Genomic DNA, 20,694 nt, shown 5'->3' with positions numbered 1-20,694 from the left:
TCGCACTCACGGGTCAGGAGGCGCGTTCGGATACGGTCGTCGGCGACACCTGCGTCCACCGCCCGTCGATGCAGCGGACGGTCGCGGCACCACCGGCCTCGACGAACCGCCCGGCCGCCTCGACGGCACGTTCCACCGCTATGTGTAAGGACGCCCCGCCGGCGAGGGCGGCGGCGAGCCGGCCCGCGAAGGCGTCCCCCGCACCGCAGGGGTCGCCGCCCGTCACGTCCAGGGCGGGCACCGCAACCCGGTCCGACGCGGTCACCAGGACCGCGCCCCGCTCGCCCCGCGTCACGACGACGGCACGGCTCTCCCGCCGTCGCCGCAGCTCCGCGGCACAACCCACCGGGTCCCCGCCCGGCAGCCCGAGCGCGCCCGCGGCCTCCTTGGCGTTCGGTGTCATGATCACGCCGGGCACCGGGTCGGAGCCCTTGGGGTGCGGGTCCCACACCACCGGCGTCCCGGCCGCCACGGCGTCGGCGAGCATCCGGCGCACCTGGGGATCGGCCGTGACGCCGCGGCCGTAGTCCGAGACCAGCACCGCGCCCGCCCCGTCGAGCGCCCGGCTCAGACCGGTGCGGACCGTCTCGCCGAACTCCTCGGCCGGGCGGCCGCTGCCCGTGTCCGTGCGCAGCAACGGGCCTTCGGCGGAGTGCCACCGGCACTTGACCGGCGTCCCGCCCGTCGCGGGCCCGGTGATCAGGTCGAGCGCCGGTGTGAGCAGCCCGCGCACCCGCTCGCCGTCCTCCGCGAGGGCCGTGACGAGGGTCGTCCGCACCCCGGACCCGGCCAGCAGCGACGCCGCCAGCCCGGCCCCGCCCGGCCGCGCCACCTCGCCGGTGACGTCGAGGACGGGGACGGGGGCGTCCGGGCAGAGCCGCTCGACCTCGCCGTGCACGTCGACGTCGAGCAGCACGTCCCCGACGACCACCACGGAGCTCATCGCCCCGCCCCCTCGGCCGCCCGCGCCACGATGGCGCTGGTGGAGTGGTCGGCGAGGTAGCCGAGGATCCGGACCTCCCCGCCGAGGCGCTCCACGACCGGCGTCTCCGGCAGCATCTCCGGGGTGTAGTCGCCGCCCTTGCAGTAGACGTCCGGCCGCACGAGGTCGAGCAGCTCGACCGGGCTGTCGGTGTCGAACGAGGTCACCAGGTCGACCGCGGCCAGCGCACCGATCACCCCGGCACGGTCCTCGAGCGGGTTCACCGGGCGCGTCGGACCCTTGAGCCGGCTCACGCAGTCGTCGCTGTTCAGGGCCACGACCAGCACGTCCCCGAGCTCGGCGGCCTCCCGCAGGTAGGCCACGTGCCCGCGGTGCAGCACGTCGAAGCAGCCGTTGGTGAACACGATCCGGTGCCCGGCCGCCCGGTGCTCGGCCAGCACCGTCAGCAGGTCCCGGTGCGACAGCACGCTGCCCGGGTCCCCGGCGGCGAGCCGGCTGGTGAGCGCCGCGGCCGTGCACACCGCGGTCCCCGGCAGCGTCACGACGACGTCGGCGGCGGTCTGCGCCAGCGACAGCGCCTCCTCCCGCGGCGTCCCCGACGCGACGGCGGCGGTCCACGCCGCGGCGAACACGTCGCCGGCCCCGCAGGCGCCCGACGGCGGTGCGTGCTCCCCCGCCGGCCGCCGCAGCGGCGTGCCGTCCGCGGGGAGCCGCACGGACCCGTCGACGTCCAGGGTGAGCAGCACCTCCGACGCACCGGTGGCCGCGCGCAGGGCCGGCGCGTGCTCCAACCCCCACGCGAGCCGGTCGTACTCGGGCAGGTCGACGCCGAGCACGGCGGCGGCCTCCTCGACGCTCGGGGTGACGGCGTCGGGCCGCAGCTCGGCCCACGGCGCGAGGTCGTGCGCGTCGACGACCAGCAGCGGGATGCGCCCCCGCGCCCGGGCGATCCGCCGCCGGACCGAGGGCGAGAGTGCGCCGAGCCCGTAGTCGGCGACCAGCACCGCGTCGGGCCCGTCGGCCAGCGCCGCGGTGGTCTGGTCGGCGAGCGCGCGGACGGTCACGCTGCCGGGCAGGCCCGGCGGCACCACGTCGTAGCGGGCCACGGGCTGCCCGGGCGGGTCGCCGGCGACGATGCGGCGCTTGGCCGCGGTCGCGCGGGCCGGGTCGAGCACGCACCGGCCCGTGCGGACGCCGGCCTCGGCCAGGGCCGAGCGCAGCGTGCGGCCGTCCGGGTCGTCGCCGACCGTGCAGACGATCTCGACGTCGGCGCCCAGCGCGGCCAGCGCCACGGCGGCGTTGCCCGCCCCGCCGGGGGCGACCTCCTCGGACGACGGTTCGACGACCGGGACGGGCCCGTCGCGGGCGACCCGGCGGGCGCTGCCGCGCACCCAGCCGTCGAGTACGACGTCGCCCAGCACGAGCACCCGGGGCCGCCGGTCGGGGATGCGTGCGGCCGCGGCCACGGAGGCGACCGGGGCGCACGCCACGGGGATCAGGGCCACGAGGGCTCCTCGGACTGGCACACCACCAGCTCGCGGACCTCGCACCCCTCGGGGCGGGTCAGCGCGAACAGGACGGTGGCGGCGACGTTGCGCGGGTCGTTGAGCTTGGCGTCCGGACCGGGCCGGTACTGCTCGGTGCGGCCGTCGAAGAACGCGGTGTTCATGCCGCCCGGCACGAGCGTCGTGAGCCCGACCTCGCCGGCCAGCTCCGCCGCCAGCGCGCGGCTCATCCCGAGCACGCCGAACTTGGAGGCGCAGTAGGCCGAGGCGTCGGACAGGGCGCGCAGGCCGAGCGTCGAGGCGACCGTGACGATCCGCCCGCGGCGCTCCTTCAGGCTCGGCAGCGCGGCCCGGATGACCGCGGCGGTACCGAGCAGGTTGACCTTGATCACGCGTTCCCAGTCCTCGGCGGACACGTCGTCGATCCGGCCGCAGGCGTCGGTCCCCGCACAGGTGACGACGCCGTCGACGCCGCCGGCCCGCTCGACGAGCCCGCGCACGGCCTCCTCGGCGGCGCGGGTGTCGGCGAGGTCGGCGAGCGCGTGGGCGGCGTCGGCGGCCTCGGTCAGGCCGGGTGTCGGGTCGACGCGGTCGACGAGCAGCGGTGTGCCGCCCGCCGTGGCGACGGCCTCGGCGACGGCCCGGCCGAGGCCGGAGGCGGCGCCGGTGACGAGCACCGTGCCGAGCGGACGGGACGTGGGGAGCCCGGGCTCGGCGGCGGGCGTGGTGTGGGGTGCCGTGGTGTCGGTCAGTGTCATGCGGGTCTCCTCACGGTCGTCGGGACGATCGTCGGGTCGAGGGCGGGTGCCCGGTGGTGGGCCCGGTGCCGGGCCACCAGCCCGGCCGGGACACCCGGCGCGGCGGGCAGCTGCGCCTCGAGGGCCCGGCAGAGCATGTGCACCGCGGCGAGGTGCGACTCCTGCACCGTCGCGGTGTCACCCGGCAGGCAGACGGCGTCGGTGGCGCGGCCGGCCAGGGGGTTCGGGCCGGGCCCGGTGAGGGCCCAGCAGTCCATGTCGAGCTCGCGGGCGGCGTCGGCCGCCGCGAGCAGGTTGGGGCTGCGGCCGCTGGTGGACAGCAGCAGCAGGACGTCTCCGGGGCGGCCGTGCGCGCGGACCTGCCGCGCGAACACCTCCTCGTAGCCGTAGTCGTTGCCGATCGCGGTCATCGACGAGGTGTCGGCGTGCAGGGCGATCGCGGAGAGCGCCTGCCGCTCGCCGTCGAACCGGCCGACCAGCTCCGCGGTGAGGTGCTGGGCCTCCGCCGCGCTGCCGCCGTTGCCGGCCGCGAGCAGGCGTCCGCCGCCCGGCAGCAGCCCGGCGAGCGTGGCACCCCAGCACACCAGCGTCGGCGCCGCGGCGCGCAGGGCGGGCAGGGCGGCCTCCAGCCGGTCGACGTGCCCGCCCAGGACCTGGTGAGGAGTCACGTCGGCCATCACCGCACCCCCGTCCGCGCCTCGCGCGACACCGGCGCCCCGGCCTGGCGGCCGGCGATCGCCTCGCGGTAGGCCGCCGCCGTGGACCCGGCGACCTTCGCCCAGGTGTAGCGGGACAGCACCCGGCGACGCCCGGCGGCGCCGAAGTCGGCCACCGCCTGCGGGTCCTCCAGCAGCGCTCCCAGCGCCGCGCCCAGCGCCTTCGGGTCCCGCGGCGGGACCAGCAGCCCGGTCTCGCCGTCGACGACCGTGTCCTTCATGCCGCCGACCGCCGTCGCGACGACGGGCCGGCCGCAGGACATGGCCTCCAGCGGGACGATGCCGAAGGGCTCGTACCAGGGCGCGCACACGACGGCGTCGGCCGAGCGGATCAACGCCGGCACGTCGGGCCGCCGGACGGCGCCGAGGAAGCGCACCCGGCCGGCGACCCGCATCCGGCGGGCCAGCTCGCGCAGCCGGTTCAGCTCCGGGTCGGTCATCAGGTCCACCCCGGCGGGCGGCCCGCCGGCGACGACGAGCTCGGTGTCGGGGACGTCGCGCAGCGCCTCGACGACCTCGTCGACGCCCTTGCGCCGCACCACCCGGCCGAGCGCGAGCAGCCGCTTCCTGCGACCGCGCCGCGGCGTCGGGCCTTCCGGACCGAACTCCTCGGGATCCACCCCGCACGGCACCACGGAGATGCGGCGGCGGTTGGCGCCCAGGCGCAGCAGCTCGAAGAGTTCGTCCTCACAGGACGCGGTGAGCCGGTCCGCGGTGCGCACCAACGTCTCCTCGGCCGCGATGCGGCCGGACGGGCTGGTGTCGTCCGCGCCCTGCTCGCGCTTCTTGACGTGTCCGAGCGCGTGGAAGGTCTGCACCAGCGGCAGGCCGAGCATGCCGGCCGCACCCCGCGCGGCCAGCCCGGACATCCAGAAGTGCGCGTGGACGACGTCCGGCGGATCGGCCCGCCAGGCCCGCTCCAGTTGCTGGGCCAGCAGCGGGACGAAGGGCACGAGGTCGTCCTTCGGCACGGGCCGCGCGGGGCCCGCGGTGACGTGCCGGACGCGGACCCCCGGTCCGAACGCGACCACCTCCGGCAGGTCCGGGTCGTCCCGGCGGGTGTGGACGGTGACGTCGTGCCCCGCCCGGCCGAGCGCCAGGCTCAGCTCCCGGACGTGCACGTTCTGCCCTCCCGAGTCGGGTCCGCCGGGCTCGGCGAGAGGGCTGGCGTGTTCGGACACCATGGCGATCCGCATGGGTCAGCTCCTTCCGGTGAGAGCGGGTCTCGGGGCGGGGGCGGTGTCGGTGACGCGGGCGAGCACGCCCTCCCAGTCGTGCAGGAAGCGCTCCACGCCGAAGCGGGCGAGCGCGGCCTCGCGCGCCGCCCGGCCGGCGGCCGCGGCCGCCTCCGGGTCGGCGACGAGCTCGGTGAGCCCACGACGCAGGCGGCGCAGGTCGGTGGAACACACGCCGGCGGCCGGGGGCACCCGTTCCGGCGCCTCGGTGGTGCCGACGACCACCACCGGCATCCCGAGCATCATCGCCTCGATCAGCGACAGCCCGAGCGAGGTCCAGCGTGCGGTGTGCAGGTAGACGCGGCGGCGGGCCAGTTCGGTGTGCATCCGGTGCTGGGGCAGGTCGCCGCAGCTCCGGACACCCGGTAGGTCGAGGTCGTCCGTACCGATGCCGAAGACGTCGACGGGAACGTCGGCCGCCAACCGGGCGACGATGTCAGTGCCCGTGATCCTGTTGCGCCGCAAGGGTTCGTTGATGCAGGTCGCCGCCGAGGCCAGGTCACCCGTGTACCGGTGCCCGGGGTCGAGGACACCGTGCTCCACCACCGTCGTCGGTGTGCTCCCCGCGTCCCACATCAACGCGTTGAAGTGCGTGACGTGCACGAGCAGCAGGTCGTCGCGATCGGCCATCGGGTGCCGCGTGGTCGCCGCACCCTCGCGCGGGGCGTTGTGCTCCAGGTAGATCGCCGGCAGGTCGCGACCGGGCACCCGGCCCAGCCACTCCGCGGCCAGCTCGAGCTCCTCCGGCCGCTGCGCCACGACCAGGTCCACGTCGGACTCCGCGAGCTCGGCGGGCGAGCACTCCACAGCGGACGCCGGCCAGTCCCAGGCCGCGGGCCGCCCGCCGCCCCAGGGCCCGCGCTCGGGCAGGGTCGGCAGGAGGTAGCGGTGCGCGCCCTGGACGAACGCCGTCGTCCAGGAGCCGTGCACGTGCCAGATCAGGATGTTCACGCGGGGATCTCCTCCGTGAGGGGTCCGAGGGGAACGGCGGGGTGGGTGAGGCGCCGGACGGCCGCGACGACGTCGTCGGGCCGGACGGAGGCGAGACAGGGGTGGCCGGCGACGGGGCACTCGCGCGCCCGGGAGTCCCGGCACGGGGCGTCCTGGTCGCCGAGCAGGACCTGCGGGACCCGGTAGGGCCGCCAGCGCACGGCGGGGACGACCGGCGCGAACAGCGAGACCACCGGGGTGCCCACGGCGGCGGCGAGGTGGGCCGCCGCGGTGTTGCCGACGACGACCGCCTGCGCCCCCGCGAGCACCGCCGCCAGCTCGGCCATCGACGTGCGTCCGCCCAGGTCGAGGGCGTGGTCGCCGGCGACCTGCGCGGTCAGGTCGCGCTCGCCGGGCCCGCCGGTCACCGCCACGCGCCACCCCTCGCCGGCCAGCAGCCGCACGGCCTCGGCGGCGTGCCCGGCCGGCCACCGTCGGGCGTCGACCGCGGCTCCCGGGTGCACCACCACGTCCGCCGGGGCCTCCGGGAGCGGGGACGGCAGCCGGACGTCCAGCCGGCCGTCGTCGCCGGGCGGGAGGGGGTAGCCGGCGGCCGCGGCGATCGCGCGCATCCGTTCGGGTTCGGGCTGGTCCTCGTCGAGAGTCTCGCCCGGCCGCAGCCGGACGTCGAGCAGCGCGCCCGGGTAGTCCAGCGAGGCGCCGGTGATCCGCGGCACGCCCGCCATCCGCAGCACCAGGGCGAGCGGCAGCGGCGACTGGTGGAAGGACGTGAGCACGACGGCCTCGTCGAAGCCGGTCAGGTCGTCGGTCAGCGCGTCGATCTCGCCGCGCCGCACCGGCGGCGGGTCGCCCAGCACCCACGGACAGGCCCACACGCGGACCTCGGCGACCCCCGGCAGGAGCCGGGCCGCCTCCTCCCCCGCGGGCCCGACCAGCATCGTGACCCGCGCCGAGCGCGCGATCGACCGCACCGCGGGCCCGGCGAGGAGCACGTCCCCCGCGCCGTCGAGCCTCGCGACGAGCACCTTCCTCACGCGGCGGCCCCGAACGGTCCGTACATCAGGTGGTCGACGGCCCTGACCAGGTCGGGGGCGACGACGGGCGCCGCCTGGATCTCCTCGACGCGGGTCACCGGCGTCGGGACCAGCACGGCGATGGCGCCGGCGGCGTGGGCCGCCCCGACGTCGGCGCCGATGTCGCCGATCACGGCGACGCGGCACGCCGGCACGCCCAGCTCGGCGGCCGCGGCGAGCACCATGCCGGGAGCGGGCTTGCGGCAGGCGCAGCCGTCCCCGGGCGCGTGCGGGCACACCTGCCAGGTGGCGAAGGGCCCGAGCTGCCGTTCGACCTCCCGGTTGACGGCGTCGACGTCCGACCGGCGCAACAGGCCGCGCCCGATGCCGGACTGGTTGGACACGACGCCGACCGGGATCCCCGAGGCGCGCAGCATGCCCAGCGCCCGGCGGGCACCGGGCATGGGCCGCACCGCGGCGGGGTCGTCGCAGTACGGCACGTCCACCACGAGCGTCCCGTCGCGATCGAAGAGGACCGCGGCGGGCGGTGTCCAAGCCGGAGTCATGGTGGACGAATCACCGCTGGGGTTCGGAGCAAACTCCTCGGCGCGGACTACTACTCTCCGTAGTTCCCGTGACACCGAGTGACGGCCCTGGTTCGTGACCGGGGTCACGGGTATCCGCCGGGGATGTTCGAGAAGCTGCGGTCCCTGTTCGGTCGTCCGCCCACCGCCGAGGACGACGTGCGCCCCGATCCGGCCACCGCCCGGACCCGCGAGACCGGCGGCCGGCCCACCCAGCGGGGCGACGCCGCGACGACGACCGGGACCGGCACGACCGAGGACTTCGTCGGCCGCCCGGCCGGTCAGGACGAGGGGATGGCCGGCGAGTCCGGCGCCGAGGCCCGCCGGGACGGGTAGCTCAGCGCGTCATCTGCGCGGCGGTGTCGGGTGACCGACGGCGGGCGCCGAACCAGGCCAGCGCGGCGGCGAGCACGTCCTCGGCGATCGCGCCCGGCCGGTCGGAGCCGAGGCGGCGCGCGGCGGCGGTGCGGGCGCGCGCGCCGAGCACCGCGGCGCCGGCCGCCCCCGCCAGGCCGACGAGCCCGGGCAGGGCGGGGTCCTCGCCGTCGCGCCGGGCCATGGCGGCGGCGCTCGTGACGCCCAGGGTGAGGCGCGGGGCCAGGCCCGGGGCCGCGAGCCGGCTGGGTACGGCGGGGTGCTTGTCGGCCGCGGCCTCCCCCGCTGCCAGCAGGCCGGCCAGCGTCGTGCCGGCACGCCCGCCGATCCGTCCGGCGACGCCGGTGTCCCCGGTGCGTGAGGTGAAGGCCAGCGCGGCCGTCCCCGCCGTGCTGCGGGAACCGGTCGCCGCGCCGAGCGCGGCGGCGCGGAGCAGCGTCGACGGACGTGCGGGCGGGGCCGCCGAGGGCGAGTCGGGCGAACCGCGCTCGAGCCGGACGAGGGCGGCGTGCGTGGCCACCCCGTAGGCGAGGTGCGGGAGCGCGTCGGCCGTCCAGTCGGCGGCCGACCAGGTGCGGGGGTCCGAGACCCGGGTGAGGGCGAGCGGACCGTCCGTGGCGATCATGGCCGCCGCGCCGAGCAGCGGGCCGCCGACCACGGTGGGCAGCCGCAGCCCGGCCGCCCGCAACCCGCCGGCGACGGCGCCGACGACCAGTCCGGTCGCGGAACCGGCCAGCGGGCCCAGGGCGGCGAGCCGGTTGCGCCGCTCGGACGGCCCGCCGGGCACCTCCACCCCGGCCCGGTCCGCGACGGCCGCCACCAGCTGCTCGGGAGCCCGGCTCGCCGGCCGCGCCCGCAGCACCGCGTCGGCGCCGCTGACGACGTTGAGGGCGGTAGTGCCCGCCGCCCCGGCCGTCACCCCGTTGAGGAGTCCTCTCGTGAACTTCACCGGCCGGGAGTACCCGCCGCCCGGACCCCGAACCCGGCCCCTACCCGGCCTCGGCCTGCGCGGCCCCCGCCCGCTCGTGCGTGGCCAGGGCGACCGCCACCGCGCGCTCGGCGTCGTGCAGCAGGGCGCCGCTGACCAGGCTCAGCCGGGTCCCCGGTGCGGCGAGGCCGTCGAGCACGCCCGCGGCGGGCGGCTCGACGGCGGTCACCTCGAGCGCTCAACCCGTCAGGCCGTGCTCCCCGTGTCCTCCTTCGCCGAGAGCTCGCGCAGGAACTCGTGGCAGCGGGCGGCGCGGCGGGAGTCCTCCGCCATGACCTCCTCGAAGAAGGACGCGAGGTCGTCGTACCCGGCGTTGCGGGCGTCGCGGACGTACTGGCCGTAGTCGTGCCCGGCCTTGAGCGCGTGGTACTGCACGGACACGAGGTCGTACATCACATCGCTGAAGCCGGTCTCCCCGGTCGCCATGGCGGTCACCTCCGGTCGTCGGATCGTGCGGACCGGGGGCACGTACCCGCAGGGACGGGCTCGAACCTCGGTGGGGCGCACTCGATCCGGGGCCGGGACGGAGGAGCCCCGCGGGCGCGGATCGCGCCGCGGGGCTCCTCGTGCGCCGGGAGCACCACCTCCCGCCGCGCGGGGCGCCCACCACGGCTGTCCAGCGCCCGCGGGTCCTGTGCCCCCGCAGCGGCCGGTCAAACCCACCGCCCGGCCCCGGGATGCCGCGGCCGTGCGGTCGACGCGTCGTTCCCCGGTAGCGCCCGGACACCCCGCCGCGATCCTTCCGGCGGACGACCGATGAGATCGGGACCGGACGGCGGTCCACCGCCCGACGACAGCGACGGCCCGGGCGAGCGCCCGGGTACCGCCCGAGACACAGGAGGACGCCATGGCGCGCATCAAGGTCCACGAGTTCACCACCCTCGACGGCGTGATCGGCGCACCGATGTGGACGATGGACTACGGGTTCACCGACGAGCTGGGCGCGGAGATCGGCGGCTTCATGAGCTCGTGCACGGCGATCCTGCTGGGCCGCACCACCTTCGAGGAGTTCGCGCCCGCCTGGTCCGGCCGCACCGCCGAGGACGACCCGGGAGCCCCGTTCTTCAACGAGTCCCCCAAGTACGTCGTGTCCGGCACGCTGCAGACCGCGGACTGGAACAACTCCACGATCATCGGCAAGTACGACCCGGAGACCATCCGCGACCTCAAGGCGCGGGTCGACGGCGACCTCTACGTCAGCGGCAGCGGCACCCTCGTGAAGGCCCTGCTCGACGACGGCCTGCTCGACGAGCTGCACCTGTTCGTCTATCCCGTCGCCGTCGGCGAGGGCCCGCGGCTGTTCCCCGAGGGCGGTCCGCGGCGGGCGCTGGCCCTGGCCGGCAGCAGGGGCCTGGACAACGGCGTGGTGCACCTGACCTACACCCCTGCCTGACCTACACCCCGGCCGCAGGCCTCAGCCCTGGCGGCCGAGCTCGACGAACCGGAGCACCAGGGCGAGCTGCGAGCGGTAGTCGACGGTGTGCGGCGCCCGCTCGTGGCGGCGCCACAGGGTGTTCAGCTCCTCGCGGGTGAGCGAGTCGGCCTTCTCCACGACCGCCCGCACCTCGGTGTCGTCGACCGGCCTGCCGCGGAGCACGGCGAAGCCGCGCACGAGCGCCGCACGGTCGGGATCCACCCGGTGCGGCGGGCGCGACGACTCGACGGGCCCGGCGTCCACGACGGCGAGGCTAGGCCGGGGGTCCGACGAAAACGGCCGTTCGAGCGTCTCCCGGCCCCGCGGGTGGGGACGAGCCGGCCGTGGGCGGAGGGGGCGCGCCACGCCCGGCCCGAGGTCAGGGCCGGTCGAGGAACGCCTCCACCACCTCGTTGAACGCGGCCGGGTTCTGCAGGAACGGGAAGTGCGAGCTCGCGACCTCGCGCGGGAAGACGTGCAGCTCGGCGCCGGGCACGTTCTCGGCGATGTAGCGCTGGGAGGCCGGGTCGACGTGGCTGCCCTCGCAGCCGATCACGAGGGTGGGGCGGTCGAGGCGGGGCAGGACGTCCCGCCAGTCCTGGGCGCAGTGGTCCCACAGCAGCGGGACGCCGGCGTGCGGCGGCGTCAGCCTGATCTGCTCCTCGACGAACGGCCGAGGAGCTCCCCGCGGTGGCGCATCGGGACGCACAGCCGCGCGCAGGCCCAGGTCCGGCCGCTCCGGCACGGCGCCCGCCCGGGACCACCGGGCGACCCCCTGGTCCAGGACGTGCCGCGCGACGTCCGCCCCGGCGTCGCGCTGCAGGAGGGCGCGGACGCGCACCTCGTCCTCGTCGCCGAAGTGCCGGCTCGTGACGAGCATCCGCACCACCGGGTCGTTCACCACCACCGAGCGGCCCAGCTCGTCGGCCAGCTCGTCGACCACGGCCTGCAGGTCCGCGCCGGCCCGGCGTCCCCCGGTCTCCGCCATCCGCTCCGACGTCCTCCTCGGCCCGCCCCCGTCGGGCGTCAGGATGCCCGACGGGGGCGCGCGGCGGGCGCCGGCCACACCCCCTCGACTCGAACTGTTGTTCGAACTTCTGCTACCGTCGTGGTGCGCGCGGCGGCCGGGGTAGGGGAAGTACCCCGGCCGCCGCGCCCCCGTCCGGAGCGGGCACGGGGACGACGCGGACGGACGCGGAGGCGCACATGGGCGGCCGGAGCCGGTACGACCGGGAGACCACCGTCGACGACCAGGTCCTCGCCGAGGCCGAGGCGTACTCGACCGTCGCCGAGCTGCTCGACGACTACCGGGACGAGGTGATCGGCGACCGGACCGTGGCCACCCAGGTCGGCAACGTGCTGCACAGCGCAGCGATCGAGCTGCGGGCGGGCCGGGCACTGCCGATCGGGGTGCGACGGGCCGTGCGCGGGCTGGCGAATGCGCTGCGGGAGTCGATGGACCCGCGATGAGGCGCCGAACCTGAGTGCACGCTGTGCATCGCTGCACAGCGTGCACGTTCGTGGGTAGCCTGGAGCCACCCGGACGACGGGTGCCCGCCGTCGGCACCCGGGAACAGGACGCGCATGAGTGCCCCGAGCGAGCAGGACGCCACCACCGCCACCGATACGGACACCGCCACCACCGCTCCCGCGGAGAACTCGCCCGCCGCGGGCACCCGGGTGCTGCCCGCCGACCTGCTGGAGCGGCGTACCGAGTGCCCCTTCGACCCCGCTCCCGGCCTGGAGAGCCGCCGCGGGCAGGGCGCGGTACAGCCGTTGCCGCTGCTCAACGGGGTCCGGGCCTGGCTGGTCACCGGCTTCGAGGAGGCCCGCGCGGTGCTGGCGGACCGCCGGTTCAGCTCGGACCGGGTCCGCTATCGCGAGGCCACCCAGATGCCGCCCGAGGAGGCCGCCGCGCAGGCCGCCGCGATCGAGCGCGGTGAGCCGGTGTGCCCCGCCCCGATCGAGGCCCGCACGGACGGGATGTTCGTCTTCATGGACCCGCCGGAGCACACGCGGCTGCGGCGGCTGCTCACCGGCCAGTTCACGGTGCGCCGGATGAAGGCCCTGGAGGAGCGGATCACCGAGATCGCCGTCGAGCACATCGAGGCGATGAAGGCGGCCGGCACCGAGGCCGATCTCGTCCCCGCCTACGCGCTGCCGCTGCCGTCGCTGGTGATCTGCGAGCTGCTCGGCGTCGACTACGCCGACCGGGCCCGGTTCCAGGAGAACACCGCCGTCGCCCTGAACTCCCACTCGACGCCGGAGGAGCGGGCCCGTGCCGGCGGGGAGCTCTACACGTTCATCTCCGGGCTCGTCGCGGCCAAGCGGGCGACCCCGGCGGACGACATCCTCTCCGGCCTGGTCCACGAGGCCGACCCGCCGCTCACGGACGCCCAGCTGATCGACGTCGCCCTCGTCCTCCTCGGCGCCGGGCACGAGACCACCGCGAACATGCTGGCCCTGGGCACGTTCGCCCTGCTGGAGAACCCGGACCAGCTCGCGGCCCTGCGCGCCGACCCGGGGCTGATCGACGCCGCGGTCGAGGAGCTGCTGCGGTACCTGAGCATCATCCAGCTCGGTGTCAGCCGGATCGCCACCGAGGCCGTGACGGTCGGCGGCGTCGAGATCCCGGCCGGGGCGACCGTCGTCGTCGCCACCCCGGAGGTCAACCGCGACACCCGGCACTGGACGGACCCGGACCGGCTCGACCTGGGCCGCGAGCGCGCGCCGCACCTGGCGTTCGGCCACGGCATCCATCAGTGCCTGGGCCAGCAGCTGGCCCGCATCGAGATGCGCGTGGGGTTCGCCGAGCTGGTCACGCGGCTGCCGGACCTGCGGCTCGCCGCGACGGCCGCCGAGGTGCCGCTGCGCAACGACATGCTGATCTTCGGCGTGCACTCGCTGCCGGTGACCTGGGCCTGACGGCGGGGTGATCGACCGGCCGGGCCGCGCCCGGCGGTCGTCATAATCGGGCGGCCACGACGACGGGCCACGACGACCGGGCCACGGGAGGGACGTGATGGCAGGGACGGCACCACCCACTTCCCCCGTCGCGCCCGCGCTCCCGGAGGTCGGCCGCCGGGAGCGCAAGAAGCTCGCCACCCGCGCCGCGGTGCGGGACGCGGCGCTGCGGCTCGCCGTCCGGCACGGCGTCGAGAACATCACCGTGGAGCAGATCGCGACCGAGGCCGACATCGCGTTGCGTACCTTCTTCAACCACTATTCCAGCAAGGAGGAGGCGGTCGTCGCGGCGGCGGCCGCCGGGGCGGAGGCGCTCGTCGCCGAGTTCCGGGCCCGTCCGGCCGCGGAGTCGGTGCTGCAGGCGCTGCGCGAGGCGGTCCTCGTGGTGATGGACCGGCACGACGCGGCGGGTCGCGACCACCTCCGCGCGCTGCGGCTCATGCGGGAGAGCCCCTCACTGGTGCCGCAGCAGATGGCGGTGCTCACGGCGCAGGAGCAGTCGCTCGCCCGTGCCGTCGCCGACCGCGTCGGCGTGCCGTGGGCGGACGGCGGACCGCGGCCGATCTACCCGCAGCTGTGCGCGGCCGCGACGCTGGCGGCGCTGCGGGTCGTCCTCGAACGCTGGCTCGACCACGCGTCCGACCCCGACCCCGAGCACGACGACCCCGACCACGCCCCACCCCTCGCCGTGCTGCGGCACGAGGTCGACGAGGCCCTGGCCCACCTGGCGACAGGGTTGGACGGGGTGCGGCCGGGCTGACCCGAGGGCCCGCGTCGCCTCAGCACGTCGCGCCGGTCTCCGCCAGCGAGTCGACGATCTCGAACCCGTTGACGAGGACGAGCACCCGCCGGACCGTCCCCGAGTCCGGCGACACCACCAGCTGCATCCGGTGCCGACGGGCGGCCAGCCGCATCTGCAGCCGGGCCAGGCAGCGCACCCCGCACGCCGCGAGGAACCCCACACCGGTCAGGTCGATGATCACGCGTTCGATCCCGGGCTCGGCCGTCACCCGCATCACCACGCGGTCGAGTTCCGGGCAGTTGGCCAGGTCGACCTCGCCCTCGATGGCCACCACGACGACGTCGGAGCACGGGCGACGCACCGTCAGCAGCAGACCCCCCGGCAAGGACTTCTCACACGCGTTCACGGCGCTCCCCCGCACTCTCGCGCCCGCCGCGGCCCCGACGAGGTCCGGCAAGGGGGGTGAGTGTCGTCCCGGGCCGGACCCGCCCGCAACGGCCATCCGAGGCAGCCCGCCTGGTCAGCGGCGCATTCGGGTGGTTGCGCCACCCCGGTGGGCGACACCTCGGCTCCTCGTCCCGTGCCGCCCTATGTCGACCGGTCGTCGGCGCCGCCGGTCCGGCCGTACCTCGACCAGCGCAGGGCTTCCTCACGTTCACGACGCGCCGACTCGCGGGCGTGCTCGGCGAGACCCCGGAGCCGGTCGGCGTCGCCGGGCCGCACCTCGGCCGCGTGGTCCAGGGTGGACGCGACGGCGTCCTCGATGCTCGCCCGCTGCGCGGCGAGGGCCGCCACCTGCGCCGCGACGCGTTCGCCCTCCGCCCGCAGCCGGGCCGTCTGCCGTCTCAGCGACTCGCCCCTGTCCACCTGCTCGTCGCAGTGCATCCGAACCTCCTCCGTTCCTCGTGGGGTGTGCCGTGCGCCCGACCGGCACCCCGATCATCGACCTCGGTCAGGGCGCCCGCCGGATCCGGCGCGCCCGCACGCGGGCCAGCACGTCCGTGCTCCGCGCGATCTGGTGCCGGCTGCCCCGCACCGCCTGCGAGACGGCGGCGGCGGTCACGACCGTCCGGTCGCGGGCCTCCTCGGTCCGGCGGTGCACGGCATCGGCCTCCGCCCGGTAGTCGAGCTGCTCGCGCTCCAGCGCGGCCTGCTCCCGGTCCGCCGCGGCGTCCTCGCGGTCCTCCGCGGACTCCCGGCGGTCCCGGGCGGCGGCGTACCGGTCCCGGGCCGACGCCCGCCGGTCCCCCGCCGCGTTCCGCCGCAGCGACTCGTCCCGCGCCACGATCGTGATGGCCTCCTCGAGGAGGAGGCTGACGGCGGCGCGGTCCCGCCTCCAGGCCTCCACGGGCCCGACCGGGGCCGTGCCGTCGCGCTCCAGCCCGTCCAACGACTCCAGGAGGCTCCGGCGGAGGTCCCACAGCCGGCCGACCACCTGCTGCGACCGGCCCATCACGTCCGCGTCGCGCGTGCGGGCCCGGACGTCCCGTAGGTCTGCCTCGGCGTCGCGCTCCCGCGAGGCGTCGTCGCGCACCCCGGCGGCGTCGTCCCGGGCGCAGGCGGCGACGTCCCGCCGGTCGGCTGCGGGCCGCGGGTCGCGCCCGCCGTGCCACTCGTCCATCGCGCCGGACTCCTCACCTGCCACGTATGCGGCGGTGCCGTCGACGGTACGGCCCCGCCTACCTGCGGGCACGCGCTGGCCAGATCCGGACGCACGAATCCGGACGCCGCCCACCGGCACGCGACGCCGTGGACGCTCACCCCCGGCGGTTCCCCGATCCCCACTGCCACGGGACCCAGCAGACCAGCAGGCCGAGGGTGCCGACCGTCGTCGCCGTCGGGGCGGACATCAGCACGCCCCACGTGAGCGCGAGCAGCCCCAGGACGAACAGGACCTGGCCGATCAGCACGCCGACGCGGGTCCGGCCGGGCGGCGACCGCCGCGCCGGCCCGGCCGGGCGGGACAGCTGTGCCGCCAGGTCGGGGTCCTCGTGGGCGAGTTGTTCCGCGAGCGCGGCGAGCTCACGGCGTTGCCGGCGGGTCAGCCTCATCTCCGTCCCTCCCCGATGTCGGTCGCGGGTTCGGCTCCCCTTCGCCGGCCGGCCGTCAGGACGCGCGCGGCACCGCGGCGCCGGGGCGTGGCAGCAGGACGCGAGGCATCGGCGTAGACGCCGGCCTGCTCGGCGCGGCCTCGGGCGGAAGGGGGACGAGGTGCCGACCGCCTCATGGCGCACTCCTACCGTGATCAGGTAGGGGCCATCAGCCCGTTGCCGGGCGGTTGAGGGCGGGCTCCATCGCCGCAGGAAATCGTAGTCCCGTGGCCGGCCGCTGACCAGGTCCGCGGAGCTCGTGCCACCGGCAGTTCCCACCGCGACGTCGGTGTCGCCGACGTCGCGCGGGGGGCCGTCGGTCTCGATCCGGGCGATCCCTCTGGCCTTCGGCCGTCAGCTCGATATCTGGGCTGACCCGGGGAGATGCGGCCGCTTCGGGGACGTCGCGGTCAGTCGTCCACGAGCGGGAGCTTGAAGGCCAGGTGCCGGAGCATCCCGGACTGCGGCCGCAGCATCGGCGGGTACCGCATCTCGGTCTGTACCCAGGCGATTATGTCCCGCGCCCGCAGGCGGCTGTTCGCGGTTCCGGAGACGACGAACCCCTCCTCGTCGACCACGGTCCAGGTCCACTCGCGATCGCCGGTCCGCCGGGTCACCGTCAGCTGCACCGCGACACCCTATGCATTCGCCTCGGGAGCGGGTTCGGCGGCTACCTTGCACGCCCCTCGGAGCCGCCCGACCACACGTCTGACGACGGGGTGAGCCTGCCGCAGACCAGGGCGAACGGGGCCCAGGCGGCACGACCAGGCCCGACGACGACGAACGCGCGCAGGGACAGCCGGCGCCCAGCCTGCCCTGACCGGCCGACGGCGCGGTCCCACGCGTGCTGTCAGTGCATGTCGACGAGGTGGGGGGCCACGTGGGCGCTGCTGCGGGCCAGGAAGTGCCAGCCCACCCACCACCAGCACGCGAACAGCGCGATCCGCCCGGGGAGCGTGGTCGCGATCGCGGAGACCAGCTCGCCGAAGGTCGGCGTCGCGGTGCCGGGACGCCTCCCGGTCAGCTCGACGACGCCGGCCAGCACGACGACGGCGAGGTACGCGGCGATCGTCGCGTCCCACCCGGTCATCGCCGGGCCAGCCAGTACCCGCCGCAGATCCATGCGACGTAACCGACGAGCCGGACCGTGCGGTCGACGAACTCCGGCCCCACCAGGTAGCTGATCGTGGGGAAGCCCGGTCGGTAGCCGTGGAGCAACGCGCCGACCTCCAGCACGGAGGCGACGACGACGAGCGCGACCCACGGCGCCGCCGATCGGAGCGTGACCCGCGGGCGTCCGCCGACCCGCCCGAGGCGGCCGGACGCCGCCAACGCGACCCCGACCACGCCGATCGCCGCGGTCACGGCCGTCGACTGCCAGGTGTGCGTCGGGATCGGCGAGACGAGCACCGCGACCGGTACGGCGACCGCGAGCACGGCAGCCCGGGCGACGACCCGCGACGCACCCCGGGGAACGGCCGCGGACGAGGCAGCCGCAGGGTCGGCGGGAGAACGGCGCGGTGTCACGCCGCCACGATCCCGCTCCGCATGCCGGTGGGCCAGGCCCGGACGAACCAGGTCGATCAGGCGTCGGACCGCCGGGCCCGCAGCAGGAACGTGGCGGTGAGGGCCACGCCGCGATCGGGATCGTCGACGAGGCCGGTCAGCGTCGCCTCCGCCCGCGGTCCGGGGACGTCGGCGAGGGCCGACGCCAGTCGCCGCCGGGCCGCGCCGGTGGCGCGCGTGAGCTCGTCCGCGATCGCGCGTGCGATCTCGTCCGCCCGGCCGTGCCGGGAGGCGAGCCCGCCGAGCGCGTCCGCGGCGTCCACGTCGTCGCGTCCCTCGACGACGAGTCCGATGAGCGCGGGGACGGCGTCCGCCTCACCGCGTGCGGCGCGTACGAGCGCGGCACGTCCGCTCACCACCGGGTCGGGATGCCGGAACGCGTCGGCCAGGACGGCCGTGGCGCGCGGCGATCCGATCTTCACCAGTGCCGCCAGTGCGCGACGCCGCCGCTCGGGGACCGGTGACTCCAGGGCCTCCGCCAGGACCGGGATCGCGCTGTCCCCGGTCCGGGCGAGGGCCCAGTCGAGCGCACCGGCGACGTTCGGGTCCGCCTCCTTCAACGCCGCTTCGGCGAGGGGTACCACGTCGCGGTCCCCCTCGCCGGTGAGCGAGAGGGCGAACCGCTGACGTGCCGAGGGATCGCCCGCATCGAGCCCCCGCATCAGGCCGATGGTCCGCAGCACGTCCGACCACGCGGCCGGGTCGCTCGCCCGGACCTGCCCGAGCCGGCGCAGGAGCTCCTCCTCCCGCGCGAGGCGGTCGTGCGTGCGGGCGACCAGCTGCTCGACCATCGCGGCCGGGCTGAACGAGAGGTCTCCGAGCACGTCCGCGATGTCCTGCAGGCTCAGGCCCAACGAGCGGAGGCCCTCCACGTGGAACAGGCGGCGGACGTCGTCGTCCGAGTACTGCCGATATCCGCCCTGCGTGCGCCCGGTGGGCGACACCAGCCCGATCCGGTCGTAGTGGCGCAGCATCCGGGCGCTGATCCCGGACTGCGCGGACACCTCACCGATCAGCACCCCGCGTGCTCCCCGACGAGCGGCGCCCCGCGCAGCGCGACGACCCGGCGTGCCTCCGCGATCGCGGCATCGAACCCCTCGTCGGGATGCTGCATGAGCCGCTTCGTGGCGATCGCGTGCGCGCGCACGCCCGGGTCGCGGGCGGTCGTCGCGCGCTCGACGACGGGCAGGACGGTCTCCCCGAGGGCGACGAAGGCCCGGCTGAGGCTCCGCCGGACCTCGCCGTTCCCGCGGTCGAACTGGGTGGACAGCGTCTCGGCGAGGTCGGTCTCACGCCCCTCGGGGACGAGTCCGGCGGCGGTGCGCCATGCCGTACGGGCGACCTCGTCGTCCCCGTCCTTCAGGAGCTCGGTGGTGATCGCCGGCCAGGTCCGCGCGTCGCCGATCTTGGAGAGCGTGTGGAGCGCCTGGCTCCTCCCCTGCGGGACCTCCGACCCGAGCTCGGAGAGCAACCGCTCCACCGTGACCGAGGCGTCGTGCCGCGTGAGCGCCCAGGTCAGCATGTCGCGGACGGAGAAGTCCGGCTCGACCGCGCACCGCTCGACCAGCACCTCGACGTACTCGGGATGCGGGTGCATCCCGGCCGTGAGAGCCGCGTGCAGGCGGGCCGACGCGACGGAACTCTCCAGGGCGGACCTCAACCCGCCGCCCGCTCCCTCGTGCACTCTCGACATCTCGATCACCTCCGCCCGCGATTCAAGACCTTGTCACCGTGTCAAGGTCAAGCCCTCGCTCCGAACCCGTGCGGAGTCGTCAGACGTCAGCTCGTGCTTTTACAGTTCAGCGCATGCTGACCAGTGAGACGCGGGAGGCGGCGCTCGCCCGGGTCGGGAAGGCCCTCGCGGACCCGACCCGGTGCCGCATCCTCGTCGCCCTCCTCGACGGCGCGGGCTTCCCCGGGCAGCTGGCCGACCGGCTCGGCCTCACCCGGCCGAACGTGTCCAACCACCTGGCCTGCCTGCGCGGGTGCGGCCTGGTCACCGCCTCCTACCAGGGACGGCAGGTGCGCTACGAGATCGCCGATCCGCACCTCGCCCGTGCGCTGCACGAGCTGCTCGCGGTCGTCCTGGCCGTCGACACCGGCCCGGCCTGCCTCGACGAGGACGACCGCTCCCCCGCACCCGGGGCCGGGCAGCCGTGACCGGCCCGAGCCGATCCACGCCCGACGCCGGGAGCCCCGGCTGCACGGACGACTGCGGCACCGCTCCGGCCCGGACCGCCGGCGCGACGACGCCCGACCGTCGCGCCGTCCTGACCCGCCGGGTACGTCTGCTGGTCGCGGCGACGATCACCTACAACGTCGTCGAGGCCGTCGTCGCGATCAGCGCCGGGCACGTCGCCTCCTCCACCGCATTGATCGGCTTCGGCCTCGACTCGGTGATCGAGGTCGCCTCCGCGGCCGCCGTCGCCTGGCAGTTCTCCGGCTCGGACCCGGAGCAGCGCGAACGCGCCGCGCTGCGGGTCATCGGCCTGTCGTTCTTCGCGCTCGCCGCCTACGTCGCCGTGGAGTCGGTGCGCAGCCTGCTCGGCGCCGGCGAGCCCGAACACTCCATCGTGGGCATCGCGCTGGCGGCGCTCTCGCTGCTGGTCATGCCCCTGCTGTCCGCCGCGCAGCGCCGGGCCGGGCGCGAGCTCGGGTCGGCCAGCGCCGTCGCGGACTCCAGGCAGACCCTGCTCTGCACCTACCTGTCCGGGGTCCTGCTCGTCGGACTGCTGCTGAACAGCCTCCTCGGCTGGTCCTGGGCCGACCCGATCGCGGCACTGGTCATCGCCGCCGTCGCCGTCCGGGAAGGGCGCGAGGCCTGGAAGGGTCATCACTGCTGCTGACCCG

General features: G+C 76.1%; 29 protein-coding genes and 1 riboswitch. Of the genes, 7 read left to right on the top strand and 22 right to left on the bottom strand.

Annotated elements, in window-relative coordinates; all coding sequences use genetic code 11:
* Positions 1–13: 13 nt before the first annotated feature.
* From ACQP04_RS11215 to ACQP04_RS11180, 8 genes are read right to left on the bottom strand one after another with little or no spacing between them, the layout of a single operon-like run.
* Positions 14–943 (bottom strand): bifunctional heptose 7-phosphate kinase/heptose 1-phosphate adenyltransferase, encoded by a 930-nt coding sequence (locus ACQP04_RS11215; RefSeq protein WP_433506983.1) that lies wholly within the window; start codon positions 941–943, stop codon positions 14–16.
* Positions 940–2,448: a PfkB family carbohydrate kinase gene (locus tag ACQP04_RS11210; protein ID WP_433506982.1), complete on the bottom strand. Its 1,509-nt coding sequence runs from the start codon at positions 2,446–2,448 to the stop codon at positions 940–942. Before ACQP04_RS11210 ends, ACQP04_RS11215 begins: the two co-directional genes overlap by 4 nt.
* Positions 2,439–3,206 carry an SDR family oxidoreductase gene (locus ACQP04_RS11205; RefSeq protein WP_081924685.1) on the bottom strand — a complete coding sequence of 256 codons (768 nt, stop codon included), beginning with the start codon at positions 3,204–3,206 and terminating at the stop codon, positions 2,439–2,441. Before ACQP04_RS11205 ends, ACQP04_RS11210 begins: the two co-directional genes overlap by 10 nt.
* Positions 3,203–3,883, bottom strand: coding sequence for a D-sedoheptulose-7-phosphate isomerase (locus ACQP04_RS11200; protein ID WP_433506981.1), 681 nt, complete (start codon positions 3,881–3,883; stop codon positions 3,203–3,205). Before ACQP04_RS11200 ends, ACQP04_RS11205 begins: the two co-directional genes overlap by 4 nt.
* A complete protein-coding gene (locus ACQP04_RS11195) occupies positions 3,883–5,118 on the bottom strand; it encodes a glycosyltransferase (RefSeq protein WP_433506980.1) in 1,236 nt (411 codons plus the stop codon). The genes ACQP04_RS11200 and ACQP04_RS11195 overlap by 1 nt, the downstream gene beginning before the upstream one ends.
* A gap of 3 nt (positions 5,119–5,121) precedes the next feature.
* A complete protein-coding gene (locus tag ACQP04_RS11190; protein ID WP_433506979.1) occupies positions 5,122–6,108 on the bottom strand; it encodes a glycosyltransferase in 987 nt (328 codons plus the stop codon).
* A complete protein-coding gene (locus tag ACQP04_RS11185) occupies positions 6,105–7,142 on the bottom strand; it encodes a glycosyltransferase family 9 protein (protein ID WP_433506978.1) in 1,038 nt (345 codons plus the stop codon). Before ACQP04_RS11185 ends, ACQP04_RS11190 begins: the two co-directional genes overlap by 4 nt.
* Positions 7,139–7,687 (bottom strand): D-glycero-alpha-D-manno-heptose-1,7-bisphosphate 7-phosphatase, encoded by a 549-nt coding sequence (locus tag ACQP04_RS11180; RefSeq protein ID WP_433506977.1) that lies wholly within the window; start codon positions 7,685–7,687, stop codon positions 7,139–7,141. Before ACQP04_RS11180 ends, ACQP04_RS11185 begins: the two co-directional genes overlap by 4 nt.
* A gap of 123 nt (positions 7,688–7,810) precedes the next feature.
* Here ACQP04_RS11180 and ACQP04_RS11175 point away from each other — a divergent pair, with 123 nt between their 5' ends.
* Positions 7,811–8,041, top strand: a complete 231-nt coding sequence (locus ACQP04_RS11175; RefSeq protein ID WP_037052739.1) for a hypothetical protein — start codon at positions 7,811–7,813, stop codon at positions 8,039–8,041.
* Position 8,042: 1 nt separating this feature from the next.
* Here the strand turns inward: ACQP04_RS11175 and ACQP04_RS11170 are convergent, their stop codons facing one another.
* The 3 genes from ACQP04_RS11170 to ACQP04_RS11160 are packed head-to-tail and all read right to left on the bottom strand — an operon-like array spanning position 8,043 to position 9,494.
* Positions 8,043–9,029: a hypothetical protein gene (locus ACQP04_RS11170; protein ID WP_433506976.1), complete on the bottom strand. Its 987-nt coding sequence runs from the start codon at positions 9,027–9,029 to the stop codon at positions 8,043–8,045.
* 40 nt (positions 9,030–9,069) lie between these two features.
* Positions 9,070–9,237 (bottom strand): hypothetical protein, encoded by a 168-nt coding sequence (locus ACQP04_RS11165; RefSeq protein WP_433506975.1) that lies wholly within the window; start codon positions 9,235–9,237, stop codon positions 9,070–9,072.
* A 17-nt stretch (positions 9,238–9,254) separates the two neighbouring features.
* Positions 9,255–9,494, bottom strand: a complete 240-nt coding sequence (locus ACQP04_RS11160; RefSeq protein ID WP_433506974.1) for an acyl carrier protein — start codon at positions 9,492–9,494, stop codon at positions 9,255–9,257.
* A gap of 421 nt (positions 9,495–9,915) precedes the next feature.
* Here ACQP04_RS11160 and ACQP04_RS11155 point away from each other — a divergent pair, with 421 nt between their 5' ends.
* A complete protein-coding gene (locus tag ACQP04_RS11155) occupies positions 9,916–10,461 on the top strand; it encodes a dihydrofolate reductase family protein (RefSeq protein WP_433506973.1) in 546 nt (181 codons plus the stop codon).
* 21 nt (positions 10,462–10,482) lie between these two features.
* Here ACQP04_RS11155 and ACQP04_RS11150 read toward each other — a convergent pair whose 3' ends face one another.
* Positions 10,483–10,746, bottom strand: coding sequence for a hypothetical protein (locus tag ACQP04_RS11150; RefSeq protein ID WP_037052748.1), 264 nt, complete (start codon positions 10,744–10,746; stop codon positions 10,483–10,485).
* Positions 10,747–10,861: 115 nt separating this feature from the next.
* Positions 10,862–11,470: an alpha/beta fold hydrolase gene (locus tag ACQP04_RS11145; protein ID WP_433506972.1), complete on the bottom strand. Its 609-nt coding sequence runs from the start codon at positions 11,468–11,470 to the stop codon at positions 10,862–10,864.
* 218 nt (positions 11,471–11,688) lie between these two features.
* Between ACQP04_RS11145 and ACQP04_RS11140 the strand changes: the two genes are divergently transcribed.
* The 3 genes from ACQP04_RS11140 to ACQP04_RS11130 all read left to right on the top strand — a co-directional run bounded on the left by ACQP04_RS11140 (position 11,689) and on the right by ACQP04_RS11130 (position 14,206).
* Positions 11,689–11,952, top strand: coding sequence for a hypothetical protein (locus tag ACQP04_RS11140; RefSeq protein ID WP_433506971.1), 264 nt, complete (start codon positions 11,689–11,691; stop codon positions 11,950–11,952).
* 114 nt (positions 11,953–12,066) lie between these two features.
* Positions 12,067–13,407 carry a cytochrome P450 gene (locus ACQP04_RS11135; RefSeq protein ID WP_433506970.1) on the top strand — a complete coding sequence of 447 codons (1,341 nt, stop codon included), beginning with the start codon at positions 12,067–12,069 and terminating at the stop codon, positions 13,405–13,407.
* 97 nt (positions 13,408–13,504) lie between these two features.
* Positions 13,505–14,206 carry a TetR/AcrR family transcriptional regulator gene (locus tag ACQP04_RS11130; protein ID WP_433506969.1) on the top strand — a complete coding sequence of 234 codons (702 nt, stop codon included), beginning with the start codon at positions 13,505–13,507 and terminating at the stop codon, positions 14,204–14,206.
* Between the two features lie 19 nt (positions 14,207–14,225).
* Here the strand turns inward: ACQP04_RS11130 and ACQP04_RS11125 are convergent, their stop codons facing one another.
* The 9 genes from ACQP04_RS11125 to ACQP04_RS11085 all read right to left on the bottom strand — a co-directional run bounded on the left by ACQP04_RS11125 (position 14,226) and on the right by ACQP04_RS11085 (position 19,537).
* Positions 14,226–14,549 carry an STAS domain-containing protein gene (locus ACQP04_RS11125; protein ID WP_433506968.1) on the bottom strand — a complete coding sequence of 108 codons (324 nt, stop codon included), beginning with the start codon at positions 14,547–14,549 and terminating at the stop codon, positions 14,226–14,228.
* A 227-nt stretch (positions 14,550–14,776) separates the two neighbouring features.
* On the bottom strand, positions 14,777–15,073 hold the full coding sequence (locus ACQP04_RS11120) for a hypothetical protein (protein ID WP_433506967.1): 297 nt from the start codon (positions 15,071–15,073) through the stop codon (positions 14,777–14,779).
* Positions 15,074–15,140: 67 nt separating this feature from the next.
* Positions 15,141–15,809 carry a hypothetical protein gene (locus ACQP04_RS11115; protein WP_433506966.1) on the bottom strand — a complete coding sequence of 223 codons (669 nt, stop codon included), beginning with the start codon at positions 15,807–15,809 and terminating at the stop codon, positions 15,141–15,143.
* A gap of 136 nt (positions 15,810–15,945) precedes the next feature.
* Complete coding sequence (locus ACQP04_RS11110) at positions 15,946–16,239, bottom strand: DUF3040 domain-containing protein (protein ID WP_433506965.1); 294 nt, start codon at positions 16,237–16,239, stop codon at positions 15,946–15,948.
* Between the two features lie 192 nt (positions 16,240–16,431).
* Positions 16,432–16,496, bottom strand: a riboswitch (Fluoride riboswitch).
* 192 nt (positions 16,497–16,688) lie between these two features.
* Positions 16,689–16,907, bottom strand: coding sequence for a hypothetical protein (locus ACQP04_RS11105; protein WP_433506964.1), 219 nt, complete (start codon positions 16,905–16,907; stop codon positions 16,689–16,691).
* 221 nt (positions 16,908–17,128) lie between these two features.
* Positions 17,129–17,368: a DUF6186 family protein gene (locus ACQP04_RS11100; RefSeq protein WP_037052787.1), complete on the bottom strand. Its 240-nt coding sequence runs from the start codon at positions 17,366–17,368 to the stop codon at positions 17,129–17,131.
* A complete protein-coding gene (locus ACQP04_RS11095) occupies positions 17,365–17,805 on the bottom strand; it encodes a hypothetical protein (RefSeq protein WP_433506963.1) in 441 nt (146 codons plus the stop codon). Before ACQP04_RS11095 ends, ACQP04_RS11100 begins: the two co-directional genes overlap by 4 nt.
* 56 nt (positions 17,806–17,861) lie before the next feature.
* A complete protein-coding gene (locus ACQP04_RS11090) occupies positions 17,862–18,863 on the bottom strand; it encodes a MerR family transcriptional regulator (protein ID WP_433506962.1) in 1,002 nt (333 codons plus the stop codon).
* On the bottom strand, positions 18,857–19,537 hold the full coding sequence (locus tag ACQP04_RS11085) for a HEAT repeat domain-containing protein (RefSeq protein WP_433506961.1): 681 nt from the start codon (positions 19,535–19,537) through the stop codon (positions 18,857–18,859). The genes ACQP04_RS11090 and ACQP04_RS11085 overlap by 7 nt, the downstream gene beginning before the upstream one ends.
* Before the next feature lie 113 nt (positions 19,538–19,650).
* Here ACQP04_RS11085 and cmtR point away from each other — a divergent pair, with 113 nt between their 5' ends.
* Both cmtR and ACQP04_RS11075 read left to right on the top strand, forming a co-directional pair.
* Positions 19,651–20,004: a Cd(II)/Pb(II)-sensing metalloregulatory transcriptional regulator CmtR gene (gene cmtR, locus ACQP04_RS11080; protein ID WP_037052797.1), complete on the top strand. Its 354-nt coding sequence runs from the start codon at positions 19,651–19,653 to the stop codon at positions 20,002–20,004.
* On the top strand, positions 20,001–20,690 hold the full coding sequence (locus ACQP04_RS11075; protein WP_433506960.1) for a cation transporter: 690 nt from the start codon (positions 20,001–20,003) through the stop codon (positions 20,688–20,690). Before cmtR ends, ACQP04_RS11075 begins: the two co-directional genes overlap by 4 nt.
* Positions 20,691–20,694: the final 4 nt, after the last annotated feature.

This window comes from Pseudonocardia halophobica, from assembly GCF_050948485.1.
Lineage (GTDB): Bacteria > Actinomycetota > Actinomycetes > Mycobacteriales > Pseudonocardiaceae > Pseudonocardia > Pseudonocardia halophobica.
This window is presented reverse-complemented; position numbering and strand designations above follow the sequence as displayed.